Source organism: Paraburkholderia sp. EG287B, from assembly GCF_040965595.1.
In the GTDB taxonomy this organism is placed as follows: domain Bacteria; phylum Pseudomonadota; class Gammaproteobacteria; order Burkholderiales; family Burkholderiaceae; genus Paraburkholderia.
The window spans coordinates 182,718-205,918 of record NZ_JBFRCG010000008.1; the positions used below are offsets into that span (position 1 = coordinate 182,718).

24 protein-coding genes are annotated in these 23,201 nt (G+C 63.7%); 9 read left to right on the forward strand and 15 right to left on the reverse strand.

The window, feature by feature from the left end; genetic code table 11:
* Positions 1-51 precede the first annotated feature (51 nt).
* The 4 genes from AB4Y40_RS16150 to AB4Y40_RS16165 all read right to left on the reverse strand — a co-directional run bounded on the left by AB4Y40_RS16150 (position 52) and on the right by AB4Y40_RS16165 (position 3,937).
* On the reverse strand, positions 52-957 hold the full coding sequence (locus AB4Y40_RS16150) for a cation diffusion facilitator family transporter (protein ID WP_342919008.1): 906 nt from the start codon (positions 955-957) through the stop codon (positions 52-54).
* A gap of 7 nt (positions 958-964) precedes the next feature.
* A complete protein-coding gene (gene selD, locus AB4Y40_RS16155; protein WP_368688564.1) occupies positions 965-2,032 on the reverse strand; it encodes a selenide, water dikinase SelD in 1,068 nt (355 codons plus the stop codon).
* Between the two features lie 97 nt (positions 2,033-2,129).
* Positions 2,130-2,912: an alpha/beta fold hydrolase gene (locus tag AB4Y40_RS16160; RefSeq protein ID WP_368688565.1), complete on the reverse strand. Its 783-nt coding sequence runs from the start codon at positions 2,910-2,912 to the stop codon at positions 2,130-2,132.
* Entirely contained in the window at positions 2,909-3,937 is a 1,029-nt protein-coding gene (locus AB4Y40_RS16165) for a M14 family zinc carboxypeptidase (RefSeq protein ID WP_368688566.1), read from the reverse strand. Before AB4Y40_RS16165 ends, AB4Y40_RS16160 begins: the two co-directional genes overlap by 4 nt.
* A 514-nt stretch (positions 3,938-4,451) precedes the next feature.
* Here AB4Y40_RS16165 and AB4Y40_RS16170 point away from each other — a divergent pair.
* Complete coding sequence (locus AB4Y40_RS16170) at positions 4,452-5,420, forward strand: DUF2971 domain-containing protein (protein ID WP_368688567.1); 969 nt, start codon at positions 4,452-4,454, stop codon at positions 5,418-5,420.
* On the opposite strand, the gene AB4Y40_RS16175 is transcribed toward AB4Y40_RS16170, so the two are convergent.
* Both AB4Y40_RS16175 and AB4Y40_RS16180 read right to left on the reverse strand, forming a co-directional pair.
* Complete coding sequence (locus tag AB4Y40_RS16175) at positions 5,391-5,801, reverse strand: hypothetical protein (protein ID WP_368688568.1); 411 nt, start codon at positions 5,799-5,801, stop codon at positions 5,391-5,393. The two genes, AB4Y40_RS16170 and AB4Y40_RS16175, sit on opposite strands and share 30 nt — an antisense overlap.
* On the reverse strand, positions 5,753-6,100 hold the full coding sequence (locus tag AB4Y40_RS16180; RefSeq protein ID WP_368688569.1) for a hypothetical protein: 348 nt from the start codon (positions 6,098-6,100) through the stop codon (positions 5,753-5,755). Before AB4Y40_RS16180 ends, AB4Y40_RS16175 begins: the two co-directional genes overlap by 49 nt.
* A gap of 20 nt (positions 6,101-6,120) precedes the next feature.
* Here AB4Y40_RS16180 and AB4Y40_RS16185 point away from each other — a divergent pair, with 20 nt between their 5' ends.
* On the forward strand, positions 6,121-6,342 hold the full coding sequence (locus AB4Y40_RS16185) for a hypothetical protein (protein WP_368688570.1): 222 nt from the start codon (positions 6,121-6,123) through the stop codon (positions 6,340-6,342).
* Between the two features lie 490 nt (positions 6,343-6,832).
* Here AB4Y40_RS16185 and AB4Y40_RS16190 read toward each other — a convergent pair whose 3' ends face one another.
* The 6 genes from AB4Y40_RS16190 to AB4Y40_RS16215 all read right to left on the reverse strand — a co-directional run bounded on the left by AB4Y40_RS16190 (position 6,833) and on the right by AB4Y40_RS16215 (position 10,485).
* On the reverse strand, positions 6,833-7,102 hold the full coding sequence (locus tag AB4Y40_RS16190) for a hypothetical protein (RefSeq protein WP_368688571.1): 270 nt from the start codon (positions 7,100-7,102) through the stop codon (positions 6,833-6,835).
* Complete coding sequence (locus AB4Y40_RS16195; protein ID WP_368688572.1) at positions 7,099-7,479, reverse strand: hypothetical protein; 381 nt, start codon at positions 7,477-7,479, stop codon at positions 7,099-7,101. Before AB4Y40_RS16195 ends, AB4Y40_RS16190 begins: the two co-directional genes overlap by 4 nt.
* Complete coding sequence (locus AB4Y40_RS16200; protein ID WP_368688573.1) at positions 7,407-8,450, reverse strand: hypothetical protein; 1,044 nt, start codon at positions 8,448-8,450, stop codon at positions 7,407-7,409. Before AB4Y40_RS16200 ends, AB4Y40_RS16195 begins: the two co-directional genes overlap by 73 nt.
* A 148-nt stretch (positions 8,451-8,598) precedes the next feature.
* Complete coding sequence (locus AB4Y40_RS16205; protein WP_368688574.1) at positions 8,599-8,862, reverse strand: hypothetical protein; 264 nt, start codon at positions 8,860-8,862, stop codon at positions 8,599-8,601.
* Between the two features lie 35 nt (positions 8,863-8,897).
* The gene (locus AB4Y40_RS16210; RefSeq protein WP_368688575.1) at positions 8,898-9,911 is read right to left on the reverse strand and encodes a hypothetical protein; all 1,014 of its coding nucleotides are present in this window, start codon (positions 9,909-9,911) and stop codon (positions 8,898-8,900) included.
* 316 nt (positions 9,912-10,227) lie between these two features.
* The gene (locus AB4Y40_RS16215) at positions 10,228-10,485 is read right to left on the reverse strand and encodes a hypothetical protein (protein ID WP_368688576.1); all 258 of its coding nucleotides are present in this window, start codon (positions 10,483-10,485) and stop codon (positions 10,228-10,230) included.
* A 466-nt stretch (positions 10,486-10,951) separates the two neighbouring features.
* Between AB4Y40_RS16215 and AB4Y40_RS16220 the strand changes: the two genes are divergently transcribed.
* The gene (locus tag AB4Y40_RS16220; RefSeq protein ID WP_368688577.1) at positions 10,952-11,572 is read left to right on the forward strand and encodes a hypothetical protein; all 621 of its coding nucleotides are present in this window, start codon (positions 10,952-10,954) and stop codon (positions 11,570-11,572) included.
* An 89-nt stretch (positions 11,573-11,661) separates the two neighbouring features.
* Here AB4Y40_RS16220 and AB4Y40_RS16225 read toward each other — a convergent pair whose 3' ends face one another.
* Positions 11,662-13,392, reverse strand: a complete 1,731-nt coding sequence (locus AB4Y40_RS16225; RefSeq protein ID WP_368688578.1) for a recombinase family protein — start codon at positions 13,390-13,392, stop codon at positions 11,662-11,664.
* A gap of 450 nt (positions 13,393-13,842) precedes the next feature.
* Here AB4Y40_RS16225 and phnC point away from each other — a divergent pair, with 450 nt between their 5' ends.
* The 4 genes from phnC (at position 13,843) to AB4Y40_RS16245 (ending at position 17,598) form a co-directional block, all read left to right on the forward strand.
* The gene (gene phnC / locus AB4Y40_RS16230) at positions 13,843-14,670 is read left to right on the forward strand and encodes a phosphonate ABC transporter ATP-binding protein (protein WP_254316685.1); all 828 of its coding nucleotides are present in this window, start codon (positions 13,843-13,845) and stop codon (positions 14,668-14,670) included.
* A gap of 58 nt (positions 14,671-14,728) precedes the next feature.
* Positions 14,729-15,715 (forward strand): phosphonate ABC transporter substrate-binding protein, encoded by a 987-nt coding sequence (phnD, locus tag AB4Y40_RS16235; protein WP_368688579.1) that lies wholly within the window; start codon positions 14,729-14,731, stop codon positions 15,713-15,715.
* 8 nt (positions 15,716-15,723) lie between these two features.
* Positions 15,724-16,605 (forward strand): phosphonate ABC transporter, permease protein PhnE, encoded by an 882-nt coding sequence (phnE, locus tag AB4Y40_RS16240; RefSeq protein WP_368688580.1) that lies wholly within the window; start codon positions 15,724-15,726, stop codon positions 16,603-16,605.
* 156 nt (positions 16,606-16,761) lie between these two features.
* Complete coding sequence (locus AB4Y40_RS16245; protein ID WP_368688581.1) at positions 16,762-17,598, forward strand: EamA family transporter; 837 nt, start codon at positions 16,762-16,764, stop codon at positions 17,596-17,598.
* Positions 17,599-17,622: 24 nt separating this feature from the next.
* Here the strand turns inward: AB4Y40_RS16245 and AB4Y40_RS16250 are convergent, their stop codons facing one another.
* Positions 17,623-19,260 carry a PLP-dependent aminotransferase family protein gene (locus AB4Y40_RS16250; RefSeq protein ID WP_368688582.1) on the reverse strand — a complete coding sequence of 546 codons (1,638 nt, stop codon included), beginning with the start codon at positions 19,258-19,260 and terminating at the stop codon, positions 17,623-17,625.
* Positions 19,261-19,387: 127 nt separating this feature from the next.
* On the opposite strand from AB4Y40_RS16250, the gene gabT reads away from it, so the two are divergent.
* Together gabT and gabD are read left to right on the forward strand one after the other, a co-directional pair.
* Positions 19,388-20,680 (forward strand): 4-aminobutyrate--2-oxoglutarate transaminase, encoded by a 1,293-nt coding sequence (gene gabT / locus AB4Y40_RS16255; protein ID WP_368688583.1) that lies wholly within the window; start codon positions 19,388-19,390, stop codon positions 20,678-20,680.
* Between the two features lie 115 nt (positions 20,681-20,795).
* A complete protein-coding gene (gene gabD / locus AB4Y40_RS16260; RefSeq protein ID WP_133187796.1) occupies positions 20,796-22,247 on the forward strand; it encodes an NADP-dependent succinate-semialdehyde dehydrogenase in 1,452 nt (483 codons plus the stop codon).
* Positions 22,248-22,339: 92 nt separating this feature from the next.
* Here the strand turns inward: gabD and AB4Y40_RS16265 are convergent, their stop codons facing one another.
* The gene (locus tag AB4Y40_RS16265; RefSeq protein WP_368688584.1) at positions 22,340-22,957 is read right to left on the reverse strand and encodes a hypothetical protein; all 618 of its coding nucleotides are present in this window, start codon (positions 22,955-22,957) and stop codon (positions 22,340-22,342) included.
* Positions 22,958-23,201 lie beyond the last annotated feature (244 nt).

Consider the following 23,201-nt stretch of genomic DNA (forward strand, 5'->3'; position numbering starts at 1 on the left):
GTGAAATGTGTGCAAGGGCCCGGCGGTTTATGCAACCGCCGGGCCCTTGCATTACCGGTTCACGAAATCCGGCTCGAAAAACACCCAGCGCACGAGGGGAAAGCGCGCCTGCAGATCGGCTTCGATCTCGTTGATCGCTTCGACCATGGTGCGGCTGTGGTCGTACTCGAGCATTTCGCACTGCACCGCCACCATCACCTCCTTGCCCCATTGCAGGGTAATGAGGCTGATGATGCTGCGAATCTCGGGCCGCGCGCGCAGGAACGATTCGATATCGCGCCGCATTTCCGGGCTGGCCGATTCGCCGACGATCATCGACTTCACTTCGCGCGCGATGAACCACGCGATCAGCATGAGCAGAATGCCCACGCCGATCGAGCCGCAGGCATCCCATACGGGATTGCCCGTGATGACCGTGAGCAGCACGGCGGCGAATGCAATGGCGAGACCCGCCAGCGCTGCGATGTCCTCGCCCGCCACGACGAGCAGGTCGGAATCGCGCGTTTCTCGCGCCCAGCGCCACAGCGATTTGGTGGGCGCGCCCTTGCGAATCTCGCGCATCGCGCCGTAAAGCGAAAACGCTTCGAGCACCACCGAAATGCCGAGGACGACGAGCGCCACATAAACGAATCGCAACGGCTCGCGAGCGATCAGCCGATGCACGCCCTCGTAGACCGAGAACGCGCCGCCCACGAAAAACAGCAGCAGCGCCACGAGCAGCGAATAGAAGTTGATCGCGCGGCCCGTGCCCATGGGATGCAGCGGCGTGGGCGGCTCGCGCGACTGGCGCAGGCCGAACAGCAAAAGCAGCTGGTTGCCGCAGTCGGCCGTGGAGTGAATCGCCTCCGCGAACATCGATCCCGAGCCCGTGAACGCCGCGGCAGCGTACTTGCAGACCGCTATGCCGAAGTTCGCAGCGAGCGCGTAGAAGATGGCTTTCGGCGATTCTCCGCTCATACGGCCCTCACGCGACGTCCACGCGTGCCGGGCCTTCGCTCAGTTCGCCGATCACGCGCGCGTCGCCAAAGCCTTCCGTGCGGAAGATCGCCAGCACGTCGTCGACGCTTGCCGGCGCGCAGGCCACGAGCAGGCCGCCTGAGGTTTGCGGGTCGGTGAGCAGCGTGCGCGCGCTTTCGGGCAGGCTGGACGCGAGCGTGACGGCGTCGCCGTACGAGGCCCAGTTGCGGCCCGAGGCGCCCGTGTACACGCCGTCATCGACGAACTTCTGCACGCCCGGCAGCCACGGCAGCTCGGCGTAATGCACGCGCGCGGTGAGATTCGCGCCGCGCGCAATTTCGAGCGTGTGGCCGAGTAGGCCGAAGCCCGTCACGTCGGTCATGGCGTGCACGCCCGGCAGTTCCGCCAGCGTCGCTCCCGGCTTGTTGAGCAGGGTCGCGGCGGCCACCATCGCCTTGTAGCCCGCGTCGCCGAGCATTTCCTTCTTGAGCGCGGCGGACAGCACGCCCACGCCCAGAGGCTTGCCGAGCACGAGCACGTCGCCGGCTTGTGCCGACGCGTTGCGCTTCACGCGCTCGGGATGCACCACGCCGAGCGCCGCAAGGCCGTAGATGGGCTCCACCGAGTCGATCGAATGGCCGCCCGCCACGGGAATGCCCGCGGCTGCGCACACGTCTTCGCCGCCGCGCAGCACCTGCGCGATCACGTCGTGCGGCAGCACGTTGATCGGCATGCCCACGAGCGCCAGCGCGAGGATCGGCTTGCCGCCCATGGCGTAGACGTCCGAGAGCGCGTTGGTCGCGGCGATGCGGCCGAAGTCGTACGGGTCGTCGACGATCGGCATGAAAAAGTCCGTCGTCGCGACGATGGCCTGCTCGTCGTTGAGCTTGTAGACGGCAGCGTCGTCGGCGGTCTCGGTGCCGACCAGCAGGTTCGGAAACGCGGTGGTGAGCGGCGTGCTGCGGGCGAGCAGCGCGGAAAGCACGCCCGGCGCGATCTTGCAGCCGCAGCCGCCGCCGTGCGAAAGGCTCGTGAGGCGCGGCACGGCGGCGCCAATGGCGGGTTTGTCGTTCATGTCTGGAAATCGTCCTGAAAGTGCCGGATGAGTTTTCGTATTATGGGGCAATCGCCGGACTGGCGATGCGGGCGGCGCGCACGCGCCGCGGCACCGCTCAGCCGCGGCCGGCGGCCCGGCTCGCGGGATTCGCGGCGACGTCGCCCGCGTGGAGCGTATCGACGAGCCATTGCGGATCGTCGTGCGGCAGATCGTGCCCCGCCCACGGATGCGCCACGTGCGGCGCACCCCAGGCCCGCGCGAGCCGCGCCGAGCACACCGGGTTCACGAGCCGGTCGCCGCGCGACGACACCACGAGCACCGCACAGCGCGGCACGGCGCGCGCCTTGAAGCGCGCGGCGGCGGCCAGCTGGCGCAGCGCGTTCACGCGGCTCACGTGGGCGCTCGCGCGGATCGCGCCCCACGCTTCGAGGTCGGCCGCGAGCGTGTCGCGACGCGCGCAGGTGAGCCCGTGGATCAGCGTCTCGGCAATGTTGCCGCTGTCGCCGCCATCCCAATGCCGCGCCACGCGCAGGAGCGCGGGCCACGCCGAGGGCCGCAAGCGCTCGTCCACGCGGCTATGCGGCCGCATGCTCGTGTTCACGAGCACCAGCCGCCCGACTTCTTCGGGGTATCGCAGCGCCCACGCCGTCGCCACCATGCCGCCGAGCGACATTGCCAGCACGCGGTAAGGCGCGCGTGCGCCGTGCCGCTGCGCCTCGGCACGCAGCGCGTCCACGTAGTCGTCCACCGCGAGCGGCGAGCGTACGTGCGCCGCCGTGCCGTTGCCCGGCAGGTCGATGGGCAGCACGCCGTCGCGCGCCGCGAGCAGCGTGGCGAACGCGCCCCAGTGGCGCGATTCGCGCGTGAGGCCGCGCAGCAGGATCCACGGTTCGCTCATGTGCCCGGCTTGCGATACCAGTGCCCGATCGCGCTTTTCAGCACCTCGTCGCGGATCACGCCCTCGGGCAGCCAGCGCTGCGAGGAATACGCGGCGCGCGTCAGAAACTCGAACAAGTTCGCGTGACGCCGCAATACACGCGCGGTGCGATGCTGCAGGAGCGGATTGAACATGCCCTGGCGCGAAAAGATCTGGCGCGGGTTCTTCTTGATCCACAGCCACGAGCCCAGTTCGAGTGTGAGCGGCAGGAAGATGTTGCTGTCGGGCGCGCGATCGTACGCGCAATCCCACAAGTCGCCGTGCAGCAGATATTGATGGCTCTGCGGTTCGAAGGTGTAGCCGTGGTGCGGATGCGCGCGCTCGAACATCGTCTTGAGCACGTACATTTCGGGCAGATGGCGGATGAGACGGCGCGTGCGCGCGTACGGAAACCAGATGCTGTCGGTCCAGCCGTAACCGGAATGGCAGTCGAGCGCGAAGGAAAGCGGGCGCCGCGTGAGTTCTTCGTCGACGATCTTCAGGAGCGCCTGCGCCTCGATCTCCATGGCCGCGCCGCGCCGCCCCCGATACCACGGCAGCCACGAGCCGACGCGCTGGCCGCCCGCGAGAAAGGGCACGCGCTCGTCGGCGTCCTGCGGCGCGTTGCGCATGAGGTCCACGCCGTTCGGATTCGCGCGCGTCGCAAGCCACATGCCGCCGGGATTGAGGATCGGCGCGAACACGATGCGCACGGACTCGAGCTGGCGCAGGAGCAGTTCGTCCCAGGCGAGACGCCCCACCAGCGCGCGCATGTAGTCGAGCACGAGCTGCGAGCCAATGCGCTCGAGCCCATGGATGCCGCCGAAAAAACCAATGCCGGGCGCGGCCGGATCGCGCGAGCCGATTGCCGCCACATAGAGCGGAAACGTGCGGCCGCGCACCTCGACTTCGCCCTCGCTGCGAATGTCGAGCCAGCGTGCGCCGGCATCGAGGATCATCTTGAGGTCCTCGTATTCCTCGAAGCTGTCGGGTAGGAAGCTATACATAAGGCGATTTACACCCACGGCGAGGTAGGGTTGATAGGCCTTAAAGCCAAGCCCCGTGGGGCTTGGCCGGATTCTCGCACAACCTTGTGACACCGGCGCTTTTCGTTCCATAACGTGTTGCTGGTGCGTGGAACCCCCGATTGGCAGGCCAGCAGGAGCCTTGCGCGCCTCTTGCCTTGCCTGCGCACACAACGACCCTCTCCTGCCCCGTAGCGGGCCGAATTGCCCTGCTGGCATCGATCCTCCTGTGTTGCGCTTGCCTCCCGATCTGGAGGCGCATCGGCAAAAAGCAGCAGGCAGGAAGGCATGGGGCGCTGGCAGATGTCTCAGGATCGCGCTCGGAGGGTTTAGCACTCTGGAAGCCGCTGGAAGCGGTCTACCCCTTGTTTGGGGCACCAGGAAGCCTGTGAGCGCCGTGCGAACGCGGCGGAGCGGCGCAGGGCGTGCCGTTCGGGAACAGTGCTAGGATGGCGGCCACGAATCGAGTTCGGTGCTTTCAACGAAGAAAAATTCCATGATCGATCAGACATTGCCCTACAAACCGAAGGCACCGGATATTTTGTTGCACGAGCATTGGCTGGCCGTCCGTGAACGATTCCTCGCGCGTCACGAGAAAGCCCTCGCAGATGTCGGAACGCTTTATCACTACACAACGGCGGATGGTCTTAAGTCAATACTGGCTAGCCGAGATTTTTGGGCGACGAGCATCACGCATCTAAACGATTCGTCGGAGCTAGAGTATGGTTTGAAGCTGTTCCTTCATCGCGTAGCTAGACTCAAGGACGAGCGGAAAAATGAGGCGATATCGCAATTTGCAGCAGCGATAGATGAACGCTTCAAGTTCCCAACCGGGCTGCTATTTCCGGCTTACGTCGTGTGCTTCTGCGAAAACGGAAACCTACTGAGCCAGTGGCGGGGCTACGGAAGCGGCGGCGGCGGTTATTCGATCGGTCTGTCGCCGACCGTCGGGGCATCGCTTGAGGGAAAGTCGATGACTCTCGACCAGGGAATCCTTCATCTCCGGCAAGTGATTTACGACACCTCAGAGCAAACAGCGTTATTGGACGAACTACTGCACGGACTAGTGCCAGTTTTGGAGCAATGTGGTGCTTCCATGCACCCGGAGCAGTTCCGTGTAGAGGTTATAGAAGGCGCGATCATAGATCTTCAAATGGCTCTAGCCGACTTGCTTCCGTGTTTCAAGAGTCACACGTTTAGTGAAGAGCAGGAGTGGCGATATGTCTATTTCGCGGCCCGAGAGCCAATGAGAAACAGGCAATTTCGTGTTCGAGGCGGCAACTTCGTACCCTACGTATCGCTTCGCTTGCTGGACTCCGATCAGGGCCCGCTCGAAGTTTCAGAGGTAGTTTGCGGCCCGACATTGAACAGCGAGTTGACAACTCACACGGTTTGGCAATTGACCAGTGCATACGGGCATGAAAAGGTGAACGTTCTAGCCTCGGGGATTCCGCTGCGCTTCTGAAGCAATTGCAACACGGGCAGTTGTGAAGTTATGCCCCGAGATAGTTGAGCAGGTCGTTGCCGGCTCGCTCGGGCTGGCGGCGCGGCGGCGCTGTGCCTCTGCGTAGGCAGCGGACAGTGCCATCGAACCGTCTATCACCAGATCAACGAGGTGCGGGCACTTGTGCAGGACTACGCGTGCTTCACGCAGGCGCTGCACAGCAAACGCGCCAGATTTGGCGAGTTTGTGCGATTGGCCCTTTTTGCCTCGACCGCCTTCGCCGTCATCATCGGGATAGCGCTTCGCTACAAGCATGGCCTTCTGGCCTTTCGTGAGGTTACGGCGCTTGAGATTCACGCTCGCGATGTACGCATCCTGATCTCCCTGGATGCTTCCTGCCACCGAGACGCCTTGATGATCCAACCAATTGGTGGAGTTTTTCGGCAGGTACCGCAATGAATTTGCGACGTTCGAACTTGCAGTGATGCGCCGGTACGCCCCGCCACATTACGGGTGCGGCCTGCTTCCTTCTGTTGGTGCCCTGCGGCACCAACAGCGTTTTTCGCGCTTTTGAACGATGCAGTCTGCAGCGTGTGTGCCTTCTCGCGTTCAACGCTGAAGGCGTCAAGCCAACCGCTCATGATGGCCTGCTGTGAGGCTGTCATGCGGACCTGCACGGCGCGATAATGCAGCGCATCCATCACCGCCTCGGGAGAGCGCCATGAGCAGCGGATCGATCCCAACGATTATCTGGCTGAGCGATGTAGATCGGCGGCGCCTGCAGGAGTTGGCGACTTCGTGCAATGCCAGTCTTGAACGGATCGGCGGTCAAGTCCTGGGGAAAGGGCTCGATGTGTACCAGCGCGGATTCCAGTCGCTGCCCGAGCCGAAACAACCGTCCACCACCACGGCTCCGCGCGCACGAAAGAAAGAAGCGCAGTAGTCATCCGCCGCACGACACCCGAGTCACATCAAGCAGATGCACGCGGAGCCTGCACCTGGCAATCGTGAAAACAAGCGGCTGTCTGCGCTTGAGTCAACAGTGCCGCGCCTGAACTTCTGCCAGTGGGCGTGCGCGGTGAGGAATCGGTCGTTCGATACGACCGATTTTTTTCCGGGCTGCTGCGGCTCAATCACGTTCTTGTAGACCCGCGTGCGCCGGGAGGGACCGCCATCGCGTCCGCATGTGCTCGGGCGGGATGGCGCGCAGCCTGTTCGTGCTGGCCAATATTTGCGTCCGTGACCAGCGGCGGACGGCTCGGAGTAGCCGCCGGGTCTACTGGCGGTCTACCTGTGGTGCCTGGGCGATGTTCGCCCCCCTATGCGGGAAATGCGCCGCATCAAGCGAATCTGGGCACGCGGTTTTGCGAGCCGCCGGTCGTGCGACCGAACCGCCCCCCCTTCGTCGACCCCGTTCAACCGGCGCGATCCCGTCACGGAATGCGTCGCGTGTGGGTGATCTGCAGACGCACAACAGGCGGCGCAGGTCGGACGTCAGGCACCTGCGGTACCGGCTCGGCATAACGTACGGCCTTCGGAGCGGCCAGTGGCAACTGTCCATCGACAACCGCGCGCAGGCCCGCCTCGATAAGCTTGCCCAGACACTCGCGCCGGTCGATCCGTAGCGCGCGCGCCAGCGAGTCGCAGCGGTCGAGCGTGTCAGTATCGAGCCACGCGGTGCAGGCGCGTTCGTCGGCGCTCACGCAGCCATCCTGAAAGCAGGCCGCGCGAGTTTCGCGATGTGTTCCGAGCCGTCCGACAACCAAAGGAAGACGCGGTCGCCTGCCGTCATGAAGTCCACGAGGTCCGCGCGGTGCGGCGCGAGCAGCGTGGCGAATTCGATCGCACGCGGTGATGCGTTGCCGGGTTCGCCGTTCAGTACGTCGAGCACCTGCCATTCAAGAGCAGACGCGGAGGCCTGCCGTGCGCGTTCTTCGCGGTATTGCTGCTTGGAGCCGTAGCAGGCGCAATGCGCGCCGGTAGAACAGATGCACATGATTGCCTCCGTCACTTCGCGCCGCGCGCAGCCTTCACCTTCAGCGTGTCGGCAATCTTCGTGGTGCCCGCGTCCGAGATCCATACGGCGCAGCCAGGCAACGGCCACCAGTTGCAGAAGCGTTCGGCGCGCAGGCCAACGCAGTTGTGCTGCCACAGCGAAAACAATTGCGTGCCTGACGTTCCATCGTCGATCTGCACAACTGCCTCCGTGCTGCTGCCCGGAACGAGATCGCCTTCGAACATCAGCACGCGCTGCGCGTCGATGAGCGCCAGCGTGCTGTCCCGCATCCCGGGCACGCCAATCGCCGGGACACCTGCGACGAATCCGCCACGCACGCCACAGACCTGATCGTGACCGGAGAATGCGAAGCCGACACCAGTGCGCGGGGACATCAGCAGCACGGCTGACGCGAGATCGCCTTCGAACGCATCGACGAGCGCGACCACGTCGCCGTCGAGCGAGCCGGTGGAAGGGATCGGCGTCACGCCCTGCAGTAGCCCACCGGGACTTGAATCGTCGGCGACATCGTTGGAGACGAGCGTGGCGTTCAGGCCGTCGCTGATCGCGCGGGCGAGGTCTCGCTGCAGGGCGAGATCGGTCGCCTCGTCAAGCGTGCGGACGAGTTCAACCGAAGCGACGAGCAGGGCCGTGATCTTTTTCACGCCGAGGCGCGTAACGTGGAACGCGTTGTCCGCGTCGATCACCTTCAGCGCGGCCTCTTTCGTCCACGACGCTACGACGCCTTCGTCCTCAATGACGAGTGGCACGAATGGACGCACGCGCCGGAAGCCTGCACCGCCAAGCGCTTGATCGATCAGCGTGACGACGCTTCTCCGTTGCACGAGCCCAACGAAATCACCGTCGCGCAGCGAGAGCGGCGGCGCGTTCGGATCGGTGATCGTGGTCGTGTCGAGCAGTTGGGAGGCCCTGGCGAAGTAGTCAACGAGTTCGCTGCGCACGCCGTAGCTCGCCTGCGCGTACTGTCTCGCGTTGCTCACGTCGCTCGTCAGCGCGAGGCTCTTGCACGCGCGGATGAAATCCAGTCGGGCCATTGCCGCTCTCCTCTCGACGCCGCTGCCGGTTGCAGGAGAAGCATCGCGCAGCGTGTATCACGATGCCAGGCGGAACCGTTCGTTTCGTTCGTTCTGCGCGTTCTGCTCGAAATTCCGAGCATTTCGGGACGAGACCAATTGGACCCGTTCATTCGTCAAGCGCGCGCCGCTGCGCAGCGACGTGCGCGGCCACAATGTCGTCGAAGCGGTAGCGACGGTGGATGCCGTGGATGGAGGAAGGCCGCACCGGCGCACGCCCCTCTGCAACCTGCTGCCGCAACGTGCTTACGGGCAGCCCGAGCAACGCCGCCGTCGCGACCTCCGACACCTCCTGAACCGAGGAAATACGGATGCCGTGTTCCGCGCTGAACGCACGCAGCATGGCGTCGGTTTTGGCGTAGGCGTCGTTCACGCTATCTGCCTGTCGCTGTCGAATATGGTCGCGGGCTAGTGCCGCGTATCGTTCCCCAGCATGCAGATGCCCGCCGCGGCGGGCCGGTCAAAAAAATCTTCATTGTCCTCACGTGTCACATCGCCAAAGCACTCCTGCGTCATGCGGAACATGGCGCTCGTGATTGAGGCGCCGCTGGGACGCCTCGTCTTTGCGACACGCTTCTGCGCGATGGGGAGCGCTTCACGCACCATGTCGGCGGTCGCGCCACGCTCACGGATCAGGCGTGCGAAGTCATGGCACATGCGGCTGCGCTGTACGTGATTGGCGGTCCACGTGCATAGCCCCTGGTCGCAGAGCGCCTTGAACGCCGCGACCAGATCCGCGACAGTCGCCTGTTTCGGCATCGGCGTTTGCGCTGCACCGGCCACACCGCTCCCGGTGATATCGGCCGACCTTTGCGATGCAATGTCGGCCCCTATAATTCCCTCGGTTTTATATCCCTCTGTTAACCCTCTTAACCCCTTGTCCCCAACCACTGGGGAAGTTCGGGCTGCCGATTGGGGAGCGTCGATACCCGGATTAGGGAGCGTCGCCGCGTTGATTGGGGAGCGTGGGCGTACCGATTGGGGAGCGTCGATATCGTTGGCGTTAGTGACGCTCCCTAACTGTTGGGAAATTGCGCGTCGCGACTTCCTAACCATTGGGGAGCGTTGCGCCTGCTCCTGCAACAAGCGCTCGCGCACCTCCTTCCACGGCTCACGTGCCGCATGGACCTCTTGAAGTCGCTCGTGGTCAAAGATGTAGACGTGGGAACCGCCCCGGCCTTCGGTTGCGACGAGCCGCAGCACGCCGTACTCGCGCAGCGTCTTGATGGTCGCCTCAATGGTGCCGTGACTGTAGCCCGTGCGGTACACGAGAAAAGCCACGGAGGGGTGGACCTCAAAACTCTCGTCCTTTACGAGCCGCGCAAGTGTGATGGTGACATGGCGCTGCGTGGGAGTGCCCCAGTGATCCTCGGCTGCACGCGTGGCCGTTTCTCGCGGACTCAGGAACCCGTCGTCGCTCATAACGCACCTCGCCAGACGATGGACTGCAGCGATGGCAGGAGCGACCTCCACGATGCTTGTGCATGAACGTGTGGCGAGCTACGATGAGCCTGATGTCCATAGGTGTCACTCAGGCCTGCCGCCACGCAGGCCTTTTCTTTGGTGTTCACGATCTACCTCCGCTTCGTTAAGTAGAAGGCGCGCACGACGACGCGACCGGCAGGCCTATCGGCCCGGTCCGTTTTACCCTCAAGTCAGCGGATGTCGGTTTTACCCTCAAGTCAGCGGATTGGATTGGCAGGATGCCTGGCTAACGCAGGCTTTATGTGCTGCAGCGTTACTGTGCTTCGGCGTCTGGCGCCTTGCCGGTAAGCAGGTCGAACACGAACACGTCGGCCCGTTCGACGTCCACGATGATCTCGGCGCGGGTGGAGCTGCGACGGCTGATATCCTGCCCGGCCAGCGTCTCGCCGTGCTCCTGATGAAAGTGATTCCACGAGGTACGCGTGCCTGACATGCCGAGTTCCGGGTGCAGTTCAGTGCAGAATCGCCCCCACCACGCTCGGCCCTTGCCCCACTTCGATTTGCTCGGCATATTGTATCGCTCCAGTGTGCAGCAGATATAGATACAATTTAGTCCTGTGCGCAGATAGTGAAAGTCTCAGAAATACCTATCCGTCGATTTTTGTTAGTATGCGCTAACGATGCAGCGCAGCATGCCGGAATGCCATGCGCGGCAATCGTTTGAGGCATTTCGGCACAGGTTAAGGTTGTCACCCTTGTGGAAGTGCCACAGCGGCAGAATATTTGGAACATAAATGTTCCATTGTTCCCACGCACGAGCGCCACGTAGCACCGCTGTTGCGCCTCGAAAAGGAAGATGACCGCGCGAGCGCGCTGTGTGAACGACGCGTAAAACGGTTCGTCGGCATGCTCAAAAAGTTCTCACAGAACGGGCTGACGGAGTGATCAAAGTGCAGTTAAATACCGTGCCGAAATCGCCACTTTCGTTCGGAAAAAGGTAGTGCTTAGGCGGCTTCTAATCCGTGGGGACAAATAAAATGACAAGTAATTGGGACGTTGCCTCCAGATTAATTTTTCCAATCATCGTCGCTATATTGGTAGCATTGATAAATAGAAAGATCGAGTACAGGTCCAAGGTCATCACCTACGTAGCGCACGCGGCGGGTTTTTCTCCGCCACCTCTGCCGCCCGCGCTAGGCGCTCCAAATCCACAGGCTCCCCAGCTCGTCACCACGCCTTTCAACACCCACAGCACAATCCTTCGAAACGCTGGCAAGAAGACGGCATTCAATGTTCGGATTGGGCATAGTGCTTCTGTGCACGTCTATGTGTTGGAGCCTTCAGTACAACACGAGGTAAAGTCCGACCCATCTGGAGCATGGGAGATTATCCTGCCGGCATTGGTCCCGAATGAGCAGGTGATGGTCTCGTATCTCTACTATCCTCCATTGACTTGGCGCCAAATTAACAGCTACGCAAAATCCGACGAAGGTTTCGCGAAATACCTAAACGTCTTGCCGACGCCGCAACCACCGCGTTGGGCTTTGATTATTGCGACGACTTTCTTCTATTTGGGGGTTGTTGCGGTCGCCTATGGAATTGTTGCGACGACGCAATGGGCGTTGACTGTGAGCCACGTTGTGGCGCAAGTGCATTAGACATGCGCCTAGAGTGAGCGCGGCCACGCCTGCCTGCGAAGCCTGCCGAAGGGCAGGCTCTCATCAGGACGGGGGACGAGCGGCTGTGCCTACGCAGCCTTCTTCGCGGTAGTCTTGCGCGCTCGCGTTGCGGGCTTCGTTGCCTTCGCCTGCGCTTCGGCGTCGGCCTTGTCTTTGAGCGCTCGCAGCAAGCGCGAAACCTCAGCGAGGTCCACGTCACGTACCTCCAGCAGGTCACCGGTCTTGCGGTCGATTGCGAGTTCTCGACTGATACCCTTCTTGCTCAGCAGGTGCAAACGGATGACCTCGCCGTTATCGCCATGCTCGTAGCCACGCATGAATACCGTGACTTTCGCAAAGGTCTCGCCAATGAGCTTCCGCACTTTCATGCGCGCAGCGGGGTCGAGCGCGAGCGCGGCTGCGGCGAGTTTCGCCCAAGTGTCAGCGCTCGCTGGTGTCGCATGCTGGCGCACGGAAAGCTCACGCTTCAGCCGCTCCACCTGCTCCTGCTGCTCGCGCATCTGCTTCTCGAGCTTGCGAGTTGCCTGCAGGAAGGTTTGAGGGGCGTTATCGTCCTCGTCGGCCTCTAGGGCCTTCGCAATCTTCGCGAGTTGGCGTTCGGTAGCAGCGAGACGCTTGTGTGCTGCCGCGAGCGCCTGCGCAACCGGTTCGTCAGAATCACCGCTTGCGAAGAGGCTACTCAGGTCCATTTGATTGCTGCAGAAGCGCAAGATCGCCGCCTCGATGGGTACGATGTTGCAGGAGGTATGCGGGCACTTAGGCAAGCGCTTCGACCCGCTACAAAGAAGGCGCCGCTGCGCTTTGTAGATTGTGCCCGATGCGCCCACACTTGGACGCATGTTCTGCGCGGTCATGGCCGCGCCGCAATGCCCACATACCGTCACCCCGAAGCCTGTCACGATACCTACGATATCGCCCTTCGCCTGCCGCCTTCCGCGTTGCGTGCGCAGGTGTTGAATCTCGTCGTAGGTAGCGTGGTCGATCAACGGCGGGTAGTAGCCTTCGAGTGCGTACGCCTTACCACGAACGGTAATGGTTCGCGTGCCGATAAGCGTTTCCTTCGCAAGTAGCTGGTTGACGCGGCTCTCGTTGGACAGTCCCTTCGGCACCCTGCCTCCTTCAGCCGTTGCAATCTCAAGCGCCTTCATCGCACCATAGCCCTCGCGCCAGAGTTCGATCACACGGCGCACAGCGCGCGCCGCATCCGCGTCGAGTTCAAAGCACCCAGCTTTCGCGTTGTGCCGTACCCATGATGGGTCGGTTCCGGGGCCGACCTTTTTCCCAGTGCGTTTGCCTAAGATCCAGCCCTCGCATGCTCGCACAATTGCATCCGTCACGCGCCCTGCCTTGTCGCTGCTCTCGCTGTGTGCCTTCATCATGAGCGTGATGCTGATGATGAGATCGGTTGGATTCTTGCGCACGCTTGCGATGCTGTACTCACGTTCATCAACGGCAGTGACGATGCGAATGCCGCCGTGGATGATGTTAAGCAATTGCGCGAGCGCGATGTCCACCTCTGCTCGCGAGAGACGATCAAGGTGCTCCACGACGAGCACAGAACCCTGGGGCACCCTGCCATCCTCAACCGCTTTGAGGAAAACGCCGAGCGCTCCCTTCTTGACGTGCGTTCCCTTGTACGCGGACAAGCCCTCGTCGCGCATGGTGAGCGACGTATCCAGCTCAAGCTTGTGCTTTGCCGCCCACTGCGCTGCGAGGTCTGCCTGACGCGCAAGGCTTGCGCCCGTTGCCTGCCTGGCATGGGAAAAGCGTTGATAGGAGAAAACTTTGGGAGTGTTCATACCCTTTGACTCCCGGGGGAAACCCGAAAGCTAGAGTATAAATTCACTTATGCGAAGAAAGCTCAGTGCCTGCATATGGCGCCGGGTTTCGTCGCTCGTTCGGATGGGGCCGCCCAGGTCGGGCCGCCCAGGTCGGGTCGCGCAGACTGCGGCCGCCGCGTGCGGCCGCATTGTCTACAACTGCCTTGCGAGTGCCGCCCCTGTCGACAATGAGTCAGCAACAAGTCAGGAAAACCAGGGACAGCACGTACGTTGCCCCTCAATATAGCCGCTTCCCATGATATTGAGCGTGACAGATGTTTGGCGTCATGCCTCTGTCACATCTCCTGCGATTTTTTCCGCCGCGGGAAGGTCGAAAGACATGTAGTCGTCTAGACGTCGCGACACCTTCACTCAACCGTCACAGTCGCTTCCTAGAATGACCCCTCGACTACACAGCGACGGATTGTTATGGACGCCATACGCATCGAACGCCTCTCGAAAAGCTTCGACAGCGGCCGCAAGGCACTCGACGAAATCAACCTGCGCGTAGGCGTTGGTGAGATGGTCGCGCTGATCGGCGCATCGGGCTCAGGCAAATCGACCCTGCTCCGCCATATTGCGGGCTTCACGGCTTCCGACCCGCAGCCTTCGCGCATCGAGATTCTTGGTCGTCCTATTCAGCAGGACGGCCGCATCGTGCGCGAAGTGCGCCGCATTCGCCGCGACATCGGCTTCGTGTTTCAGCAGTTCAACCTCGTACATCGCCTCACGGTCGAAACGAATGTGCTGATCGGCGCGCTGTCGCGGCTGCCGTTGTGGCGACGCCTCACGGGCCGCTTTCCGCGCGCCGAGCGCGAGCTGATGCTGGCCGCGCTCGGCGAAGTCGGCATCGCGCACAAGGCCGCCGAGCGCGCCTCGAATCTCTCGGGCGGCCAGCAGCAGCGCGCGGCGCTCGCCCGTGCGCTCGTGCAGCGCGCGCGCCTGATTCTCGCCGACGAACCCATCGCCTCGCTCGACCCCGCATCGTCGCGCCGTGTGATGGACATGATGCGCATGCTCAACCGCGATCACGGCTTGACGGTGGTCGTCTCGCTGCATCAGGTGGATATCGCCATGGAGTACTGCCCGCGCACCATCGCGCTGCGCGACGGGCGCGTGGTGTACGACGGCGCATCGTCGGCGCTCACGCCCGCCCTGTTGCAACAGCTTTATGGCAACGCCGCGCGCGAGCTGCTCGAACCCGATGCTGCACCGTCCGCGGCAACGCGCTTCGGCGCGCAGCCGCGCGCGGCCTGATCACGCAAGCCAACCCTTTTCCAACCCGCAACCTTTCACCTCACCACGGACCGCCCCAATGAAACTGTTCCGCTCCATGCTCTCCTGGTGCGCCGCCGGCGCCGTCGCGTTTGCCTCGCTCGGCAGCGCGGCCGCTCACGCGGAAGACCTCAGCTTCGGCATCATCTCGACCGACTCGTCGGCCGTGCTCAAGCAACGCTGGCAACCGTTCATCGACGACCTGAACAAGCAGACCGGCCTGCACGTGAATGCGTTCTTCGCCACCGACTACTCGGGCATCATCGAAGCCATGCGCTTCAACAAGGTGCAGATCGGCTACTTCGGCAACGCTTCGGCCATGGAAGCCGTGGATCGCTCGAATGGCGAAATCTTCGCGAAGGTGCTCTACGCGAACGGCGACGCGGGTTACAAGTCGGTGCTCATCACCAACGTGAACAGCCGCGTGAAGTCGATCGACGATGTGTTCAAGAATACCAAGGATCTCACGCTCGGCTGGGGTGACCCCAATTCGACCTCGGGCACGCTGATTCCGGGCTATTACCTCTTTGCGAAGCGCGGCATTTCGGTGAACGCGACGAACTTCAAGACCGTGCTGCCTTCGAGCCATGAAGCGAACCTGCTTGCCGTGGTGAACAACAAGGTGGATATCGCCACGAACAACACCATCGAGCTTTCCACGCTCCAGCAAAAGCACCCGGAGCGCTTTGCCCAGGTGCGCGTACTGTGGACCTCGCCGCTCATTCCGTCCGATCCGCTCGTGTATCGCAAGGATCTGCCTGAAGCCACCAAGCAGAAGCTGCGCGACTTCTTCTATCACTACGCCAAGACCGATCCGCGCGAGAAGAAGATCATGGCCGACATCACCGGCTATGCAGGCTTCGCGCCCGCCACCGACGAGCAGCTCCTGCCGATCCGCCAGGTCGCGCTGTTCCAGCAGAAAGAGAAGATCGCCGCCGACACGCATCTCTCCGACGACGACCGCAAGAGCCAGATCGCGGCCATCGACGCAAAGATCGGCGCGCTCGCCGCACCTGCGAAGCAGTAATGGGCGCAATGGATTTCGACAGCTCACGCGCCGTGCCGCAGTCAGAAGCCGCAAGGCCCGCTGCCGGGCCGGCGGCGGCGCCCAACGTCGCCGCCGCGCCGCAAGCGGCCGCCCTTGCGGCGAGCGGCCTGGCAGGCAAGCGCAGCTGGTCCTCGCTCGCGCTCTGGGCCATCGTGTTCGTGCTGCTCGGCGTGGCGTGGCAAGGCGCCGACATGCGCCCGCTCGACCTGTTCACCGACTCTGCGAACATGGGCACGTTCGCGCGCGGCTTCTTCCCGCCGAACTTCTCGGAATGGCGCACGTATGCCCACGAAATGTGGGTCACGCTCGCGGTGGCGCTGTGGGGCACGGCGCTCGCCATCGTCTGCGCGGTGCCGTTCGGGCTCATGTCGGCGCACAATCTCGCGCCCGCGTGGGTGCTGCATCCCGTGCGGCGTTTGATGGACGCATGCCGCGCCATCAACGAGATGGTGTTCGCGATGCTCTTCATCGTGGCCGTGGGCCTCGGGCCGTTCGCCGGCGTGCTCGCCTTGTGGGTGCACACCACCGGCGTGCTCGCGAAGCTCTTTGCCGAAGCGGTGGAAGCCATCGACCCGCGCCCCGTGGAAGGCGTGCGCGCGACGGGCGCCTCGCCGCTCGACGAGATCATCTACGGCGTGCTGCCCCAGGTCATGCCGCTGTGGATCTCGTATGCGCTCTACCGGTTCGAGTCGAATGTGCGCTCGGCGATGGTGGTGGGCATGGTGGGCGCTGGCGGCATCGGCGTCGTGCTGTATGAGGAAATCCGCTCGTTCGATTATCAGCAGACCAGCGCCGTGCTCATCATGGTGATCGTCGTCGTCACGGCCATCGATCTCATCTCCGCAAGACTGCGCGCGCGCGTGATCTGACGCGTTCCCCCAAAGCCGCGCGAGCCGAATAGAAACCCAACCACGGCTCGCGCGGCTTTTCCCTATTTCTGCGCCCACACGCGTTCGCTGGAATAATCACACGATTGCGGCCGCAACGGCCCGCGTCTCCAACACACCATTCGATTCGCAATCCCGATGGCCAGTTTCGTCGTTCTGCTGGTCCTGCTCTCGGCACTCATGCACGCGAGCTGGAACGCCTTCCTCCATCTTTCGGGCGACCGCCTCTGGCTGCTCGGCATGTTCTCGGTGCCGTACATCGTCGTGAGCGCGATCGCCGTGTGCGTGCTGCCGCTGCCCGCGCAGGCGAGCTGGCCGTATATCGCCGCTTCGGTGGTGCTGGAGTTCGTGTACTGCTTCACGCTGATCCGCGCCTATCGCAGCGGCGACTTCGGGCAGATCTACCCGATCGCGCGCGGGCTTTCGCCGCTGCTCGTATTCGGGGGCGCGCTCGTGTTCGCGCACGAAGACCTGCATGCGCTCGCGGCCACCGGCGTCGCGCTCGTATCGCTCGGCATCATGTCGCTCGCCTTCCGGCGCGGCATGCGCTTTTCGGGCGAGAGCGTGCCATACGCGCTGCTCACGGGCCTTTTCATCGCGATGTATTCGGTCGTCGACGGCCTCGGCGCGCGCCTCGCCGGCAACGGCATCAGCTACATCATGTGGGTGTATCTGCTCTGGAACGTCCCGCAGTTTCTCGTGGTCTGCAAACTGCGCGGCGGCGCGGCGCGGATGTTCACGTCGAAGTCCGCGGTCGCGCGCGGCATGCTCGCGGGCGTGCTCGCGCTCACGGCGTATTGCCTCGTGATCGAGGCGTTCCGCTATTTGCCTATCGCGATGGTTTCCGCGCTGCGCGAACTCTCGTCGATCTTCGCCGTGCTGATCGGCTGGCTCTTCATGAACGAGAAGCTCACGGCGCGCCGCATGGTGGCGTGCGCGCTCGTGACTTGCGGGGCGGTGCTGATCCGGCTGTGAGCGAAGCCGTCGCGACGGCTTCGCTCACACGAATGCGGGTAAGGTCGTATCGATCGCCTCGGCAAGCGTGTCGAACGCCGGCGCGATCTCCTCGTCGGGCACGCAGGCATAGCCGATCAGCAAGCCCGGGTTCGCGCTCCCGCGCGACGAGTAATAACCCGAAAGCGGCCGCACCACGATATTGCGCGCGAGCGCGGCTTCGGCCACGGCGCGGTCGTCGCTGCCCTCGGGCAGCTGCATCACGACGTGCAGGCCAGCGTCGCCGCCAATCGCGGGCAACGCGTCGCCGTAGCGGCGCGCAACGGCGTCCAGCAACACCTGGCGGCGCTGGCCGTAGAGCGCACGCATCTTGCGGATATGCGAGGTGAAGTGCCCTTCGGCGATGAACTCTGCGAGCACAGCCTGCTGCAGCAATTGCCCCTCGCGATACAGCTCGGCGCTCGCGGTCGCGAAGCTTTCCGCCAGCGCTTCCGGCGCGACGAGATAACCCACGCGCAGGCCCGGAAACAGCGTCTTGCCGAAGCTGCCCACGTAGATCACCTGCCCTGCCGTATCGAGCCCCTGCAATGACGCGAGCGGACGGCTGCCGTAACGGAACTCGCTGTCGTAGTCGTCCTCGATGATCCAGCACTGATGCTGGCGCGCGTACTCGAGCAACATGCGCCGGCGTGCGAGGCTCATCACCATGCCGAGCGGGTACTGGTGCGAAGGCGTGACGAGCATGAGCCGCGGCGGCGGCGCGGCGAAGTCGCCGGCCGACGGGTTGAGCCCTTCGCTGTCCACGGCGATCGGTCGCGTATTGAGGCCCGAGACGTGCAGCACGCTGCGCACGCCCCAGTAGCAGGGGTCTTCGGTCCAGATGGTGTCGCCGGGGTCGGAGAGCAGACGCACGGCAAGGTCGATGGACTGGTGAATACCTGTCGTGATGATGATCTGCTCCGGCGAGCAGCGCACCGAACGAGAGGTGCGCAGATAGTCGGCCAGCACGTGGCGCAGCAGCGCGAGACCGCCGCCGGGCGCGTAGGTCAGCAGGTCCGGGCGCAGGCTGCGCCAGTACTTGTTGTGCAGACGGGTCCATACGCGCGCGGGGAAGCGGGAGACATCGGGCACGCCGGGCATGAACGCGCCGCCCTGGCGCTTCGATACGCCCGCGCTGGTAATCAGGCGCGTGCCGCGTGCCGAGAGTGCGCGCGCTATGGGGCGCTGCGCCAGCGTGGCGGCTTCCAGTCCGCTTGTCGCAGCGGCTGCGGGTGCCCCCGCAGCAGGCGTTTCCGTGCCCTGCGCGCGGGAGCTGTTAGTTGCAACGTCTCCCGCAGGCAGCACGGCTCCTGACTCGCGGCTATTTTTCCGCGTTTGCATAGAGCCAATTTCCGTCGCCCCGACAATCTCGTCGGGTGACGTGTCCGCCACGAAAGTGCCGCGCCCCGTCGCCGACGTGACATAGCCTTCGAGCACCAATTGTTCGTAGACCTGGGTCACGGTATTGCGCGCAATCCCCAGTTCGGCCGCCAGCAGGCGCGACGACGGCACCCGCGCCCCGGCCGGCAGCTCGCGCGACAGGATCGCCTGCTGCAACAGCTTGTGCAGTTGCCGGTACACCGGCTGGGCGCTGCCGCGGTCGAGCCGTTGCGCCAGCCAATCAGACAGAACACTCGCACCCATCTAAATTGGCTCCTAAAGATTGCACTGAATGGCTCTGAAAATTAGAGCCAAACGTGAGTATAGTCGCGACATGGACTGCTTGCCGGTCCGCCAGCCAACTTCAGAACTGACACCGATTCCACAGGAGATGAACGTGAGCAAGAACGCCGATCTGCAAAGCCGCAAGAACGCCATTACCCCGCGCGGCGTGGGCGTGATGTGCGACTTCTACGCCGAGCGCGCCGAAAACGCGGAGCTGTGGGACGTGGAAGGCCGCCGCTTCATCGACTTTGCCGCCGGTATCGCCGTGTGCAACACGGGCCACCGCCATCCGAAGATCGTCGCCGCCATCAAGGCGCAGCTCGACCAGTTCACGCACACGGCCTACCAGATCGTGCCGTACGAGTCGTACGTCTCGTTGGCCGAAAAGGTCGCCCAGCGCGCGCCGGGCAGCTTCGCCAAGAAGGCCGCCTTCTTCACGACGGGCGCCGAAGCCGTCGAAAACGCCGTCAAGATCGCTCGCGCCCACACGGGCCGTCCGGGCGTAATCGCCTTCGCGGGCGGCTTCCACGGCCGTACGCTGATGGGCATGGCGCTCACGGGCAAGGTCGCCCCCTACAAGCTCGCGTTCGGCCCGTTCCCGGCCGACGTGTACCACGCCCCGTACCCGAACTCGGTCCACGGCATCAGCACGGCCGACTCGCTCAAGCACATCGAGATGCTGTTCAAGGCCGACATCGATCCGAAGCGCGTCGCCGCGATCATCTTCGAACCGGTGCAGGGCGAAGGCGGCTTCTACCAGGCACCGGCCGACTTCGTGCGCGGCCTGCGCAAGATCTGCGACACGCACGGCATCCTGCTGATCGCCGACGAAGTGCAAACGGGCTTCGCGCGCACCGGCAAGCTGTTCGCGATGGAACACTACGACGTCACGCCTGACCTCATGACGATCGCCAAGAGCCTGGCAGGCGGCATGCCCCTCTCGGGCGTGGTGGGCCGCGCGGAAGTCATGGACGCGGCAGCGCCCGGCGGTCTCGGCGGCACGTACGCGGGCAACCCGCTGGCCGTGGCGTCGGCGCACGCGGTGATCGAGATCATCGAAGAAGAAAAGCTCTGCGAGCGCGCCACGAAACTCGGCGACAAGCTCAAGGCCAGGCTCAACGCGATGAAGGCCGACGTGCCGCAAATCGCCGACGTGCGCGGCCCCGGCGCGATGAACGCGGTTGAGTTCTGCAAGCCGGGCACAAACGAAGCCGACGCCGACTTCACGAAGCGCGTGCAGACCGCCGCGCTGAACCGCGGTCTGCTGCTGCTCGTGTGCGGCGTGTACTCGAACGTCGTGCGCTTCCTGTTCCCGCTGACGATCCAGGACACCGTGTTCGACGAAGCGCTCGCGATCCTCGAAGAGTCGGTCAAGGAAGCCGTGGGCGTGCCGGCGTAAGCCTCCACCACCTGCTGGCCCGCGAGCAGCGGGCCATCCGCGAAACGGCACACCGGCGCTTGCCGCTGTGCCGTTCGTCGTTCTAAATGAATCGAAGTCAGTCCGGAGTGCAAGCATGAATCTGAAAGACGCATCGCTGCTGCAAACCAGCGCCTTTATCAACGGCGAATGGCAAGGCGCCGAAGACGGCGCCACGTTCGAAGTGAAGAACCCCGCCACCGGTGCGGTCATCGGCACGGTGCCGCGCATGGGCGCCGCCGAAACGCGCCGCGCGATCGCCGCCGCGAACGCCGCCTGGCCCGCCTGGCGCGCGAAGACCGCGAAGGAGCGCAGCGTCATCCTGCGCAAGTGGCACGACCTGATGATGGAAAACGCCGACGACCTGGCGCTCATCCTCACCACGGAACAAGGCAAGCCGCTCGCCGAGGCGAAGGGGGAGATCGGCTACGCCGCATCGTTCCTCGAATGGTTCGCGGAGGAAGGCAAGCGTATTTACGGCGACACGATCCCCACGCCCGCCAACGACAAGCGCATCGTCGTGACGAAGGAACCCGTGGGCGTGTGCGCCGCGATCACGCCGTGGAATTTCCCCGCCGCGATGATCACGCGCAAGGTCGGCCCCGCGCTCGCGGCTGGCTGCCCGATCGTGCTCAAGCCCGCCGAAGCTACGCCGTTCTCGGCACTCGCGCTGGCCGTGCTGGCCGAGCGCGCGGGCGTGCCGCGCGGTGTGTTCAGCGTCGTGACGGGCGACCCGAAGGCAATTGGCGGCGAGCTCACGAGCAACCCCACGGTGCGCAAGCTCTCGTTCACGGGTTCGACGCCGGTGGGCCGCCTGCTCATGAGCCAGTGCGCCTCGACGGTCAAGAAAGTCTCGCTGGAACTGGGCGGCAACGCGCCGTTCATCGTGTTCGAAGACGCCGATCTCGATGCGGCCGTCGCCGGCGCCATCGCCTCGAAGTATCGCAACAGCGGCCAGACCTGCGTGTGCACGAACCGCTTCTACGTGCACGACGCCGTGTACGACGCGTTCGCGGCCAAACTGCGCGACGCGGTGGAAAAACTCAAGGTCGGCCTCGGCACGGAGGCGGGCGTGACGCAAGGCCCGCTCATCAACGAAGCGGCCGTGCTGAAGGTGGAATCGCATATCGAAGATGCGCTCGCCAAAGGCGCTCAGGTGACCACGGGCGGCAAGCGCCACGCGCTCGGCCACGGCTTTTTCGAGCCGACCATCCTCACCGGCGTCACACCCGCGATGAAGGTGGCGCGCGACGAAACCTTCGGGCCGCTCGCGCCGCTGTTCCGCTTCTCGTCCGATGAAGAAGTGATCAGGATGGCGAACGATACCGAGTTCGGCCTCGCCGCCTACTTCTACAGCCGCGACATCGGCCGCGTGTGGCGCGTGGCCGAAGCGCTCGAATATGGCATGGTGGGCATCAACACCGGCCTGATCTCGAACGAAGTCGCGCCGTTTGGCGGCGTGAAGCAGTCCGGCCTGGGCCGCGAAGGCTCCCACTACGGCGTGGACGACTACGTGGTGATCAAGTACATGTGCATGGCGGGCATGTAACGACCAGACGAAAAACGGGCACCTTCTGAGGCGCCCGTTCGGATCGTAACAAGAAGCCGGCGCCGCGATGCGCCGGCCTTTTTTTTGCGCGCTTACTGCGTGGCGGCAACCGGTGTCACCTGCGTCGCATAAGCGGAAACGAACACGGCGTGAACCGTGTCGCCGACTTTCAGGGTCTTGAGGTCGATATCGGGCGTGGCTTGCAGCGTGACGGTCTGATACGCGCCGCGCAGCGTCACCTCGCGCTTCTTCGCGTTGATATGCTGCACCGTGGCCTGGACTTCGACCTGGCGCGCGGCGTCGTAGCCCGACGACGCGGGCAGATACACGTTGGTATCCACACGCTTGCGAATACCCTTGTCCTTGCCCGTTACCTTTTCGGCCGTCATGAGGAGCGCGTTCTTGTAGAGCACGTCGACGGTGTCGCCCACGTTGAGCTGGTCGAAGTTGCTGACCTGCGGGCTGAGCGCGATATCGACATCATTGCCGCGCGGCCCCCGCAGCGTGACGACGCGCGCAGCGCGATCGATGCCGACGATCTTCGCGTGGATATGCACCGGCTCTGCGTTGGCAATCACTTCCTGCGCCGCGCTGGTGAGCGCGGTTTGTCCCTGCGGCGCCGAAGCAGGCGCGTCGTTTTGCGCAAACGCCCCCTGCGAAAGGCCAACGCCCACCACCCATGCCGCCGCCAGAATCGCTGCTTTCGTCATTCACATTCTCCTCGTCAAACGGGTTTGAACTGATTGCCGTATTTGCATCGGCGTGTGGCGCCGAAGTGCGGCCGATTCTACGCGCGGCTTTTAAAGCGCGGACGCTACCTGGCCGGAAGCGGGTCAAGTTACCGCCAACAAATACGGCTGATTGCCGAGGGGTTTGCTGAGGCGCAAATTCTTGTGCGATTGTGGGTTGAAACAGATCGCGCAATTGTTGCCAGGCGCGAAATGCTTGCTCTTT

Bases quoted from the DNA above. Each gene is read 5' to 3' on its own strand.
- AB4Y40_RS16150 (WP_342919008.1), bottom strand. From the start codon at position 957: ATGAGCGGAGAATCGCCGAAAGCCATCTTCTACGCGCTCGCTGCGAAC.
- selD (WP_368688564.1), bottom strand. From the start codon at position 2,032: ATGAACGACAAACCCGCCATTGGCGCCGCCGTGCCGCGCCTCACGAGC.
- AB4Y40_RS16160 (WP_368688565.1), bottom strand. From the start codon at position 2,912: ATGAGCGAACCGTGGATCCTGCTGCGCGGCCTCACGCGCGAATCGCGC.
- AB4Y40_RS16165 (WP_368688566.1), bottom strand. From the start codon at position 3,937: ATGTATAGCTTCCTACCCGACAGCTTCGAGGAATACGAGGACCTCAAG.
- AB4Y40_RS16170 (WP_368688567.1), top strand. From the start codon at position 4,452: ATGATCGATCAGACATTGCCCTACAAACCGAAGGCACCGGATATTTTG.
- AB4Y40_RS16180 (WP_368688569.1), bottom strand. From the start codon at position 6,100: ATGGATGCGCTGCATTATCGCGCCGTGCAGGTCCGCATGACAGCCTCA.
- AB4Y40_RS16185 (WP_368688570.1), top strand. From the start codon at position 6,121: ATGAGCAGCGGATCGATCCCAACGATTATCTGGCTGAGCGATGTAGAT.
- AB4Y40_RS16195 (WP_368688572.1), bottom strand. From the start codon at position 7,479: ATGGATCTCGGACGCGGGCACCACGAAGATTGCCGACACGCTGAAGGT.
- AB4Y40_RS16200 (WP_368688573.1), bottom strand. From the start codon at position 8,450: ATGGCCCGACTGGATTTCATCCGCGCGTGCAAGAGCCTCGCGCTGACG.
- AB4Y40_RS16210 (WP_368688575.1), bottom strand. From the start codon at position 9,911: ATGAGCGACGACGGGTTCCTGAGTCCGCGAGAAACGGCCACGCGTGCA.
- AB4Y40_RS16215 (WP_368688576.1), bottom strand. From the start codon at position 10,485: ATGCCGAGCAAATCGAAGTGGGGCAAGGGCCGAGCGTGGTGGGGGCGA.
- AB4Y40_RS16220 (WP_368688577.1), top strand. From the start codon at position 10,952: ATGACAAGTAATTGGGACGTTGCCTCCAGATTAATTTTTCCAATCATC.
- AB4Y40_RS16225 (WP_368688578.1), bottom strand. From the start codon at position 13,392: ATGAACACTCCCAAAGTTTTCTCCTATCAACGCTTTTCCCATGCCAGG.
- phnC (WP_254316685.1), top strand. From the start codon at position 13,843: ATGGACGCCATACGCATCGAACGCCTCTCGAAAAGCTTCGACAGCGGC.
- phnD (WP_368688579.1), top strand. From the start codon at position 14,729: ATGAAACTGTTCCGCTCCATGCTCTCCTGGTGCGCCGCCGGCGCCGTC.
- phnE (WP_368688580.1), top strand. From the start codon at position 15,724: ATGGATTTCGACAGCTCACGCGCCGTGCCGCAGTCAGAAGCCGCAAGG.
- AB4Y40_RS16245 (WP_368688581.1), top strand. From the start codon at position 16,762: ATGGCCAGTTTCGTCGTTCTGCTGGTCCTGCTCTCGGCACTCATGCAC.
- AB4Y40_RS16250 (WP_368688582.1), bottom strand. From the start codon at position 19,260: ATGGGTGCGAGTGTTCTGTCTGATTGGCTGGCGCAACGGCTCGACCGC.
- gabT (WP_368688583.1), top strand. From the start codon at position 19,388: ATGAACGTGAGCAAGAACGCCGATCTGCAAAGCCGCAAGAACGCCATT.
- gabD (WP_133187796.1), top strand. From the start codon at position 20,796: ATGAATCTGAAAGACGCATCGCTGCTGCAAACCAGCGCCTTTATCAAC.
- AB4Y40_RS16265 (WP_368688584.1), bottom strand. From the start codon at position 22,957: ATGACGAAAGCAGCGATTCTGGCGGCGGCATGGGTGGTGGGCGTTGGC.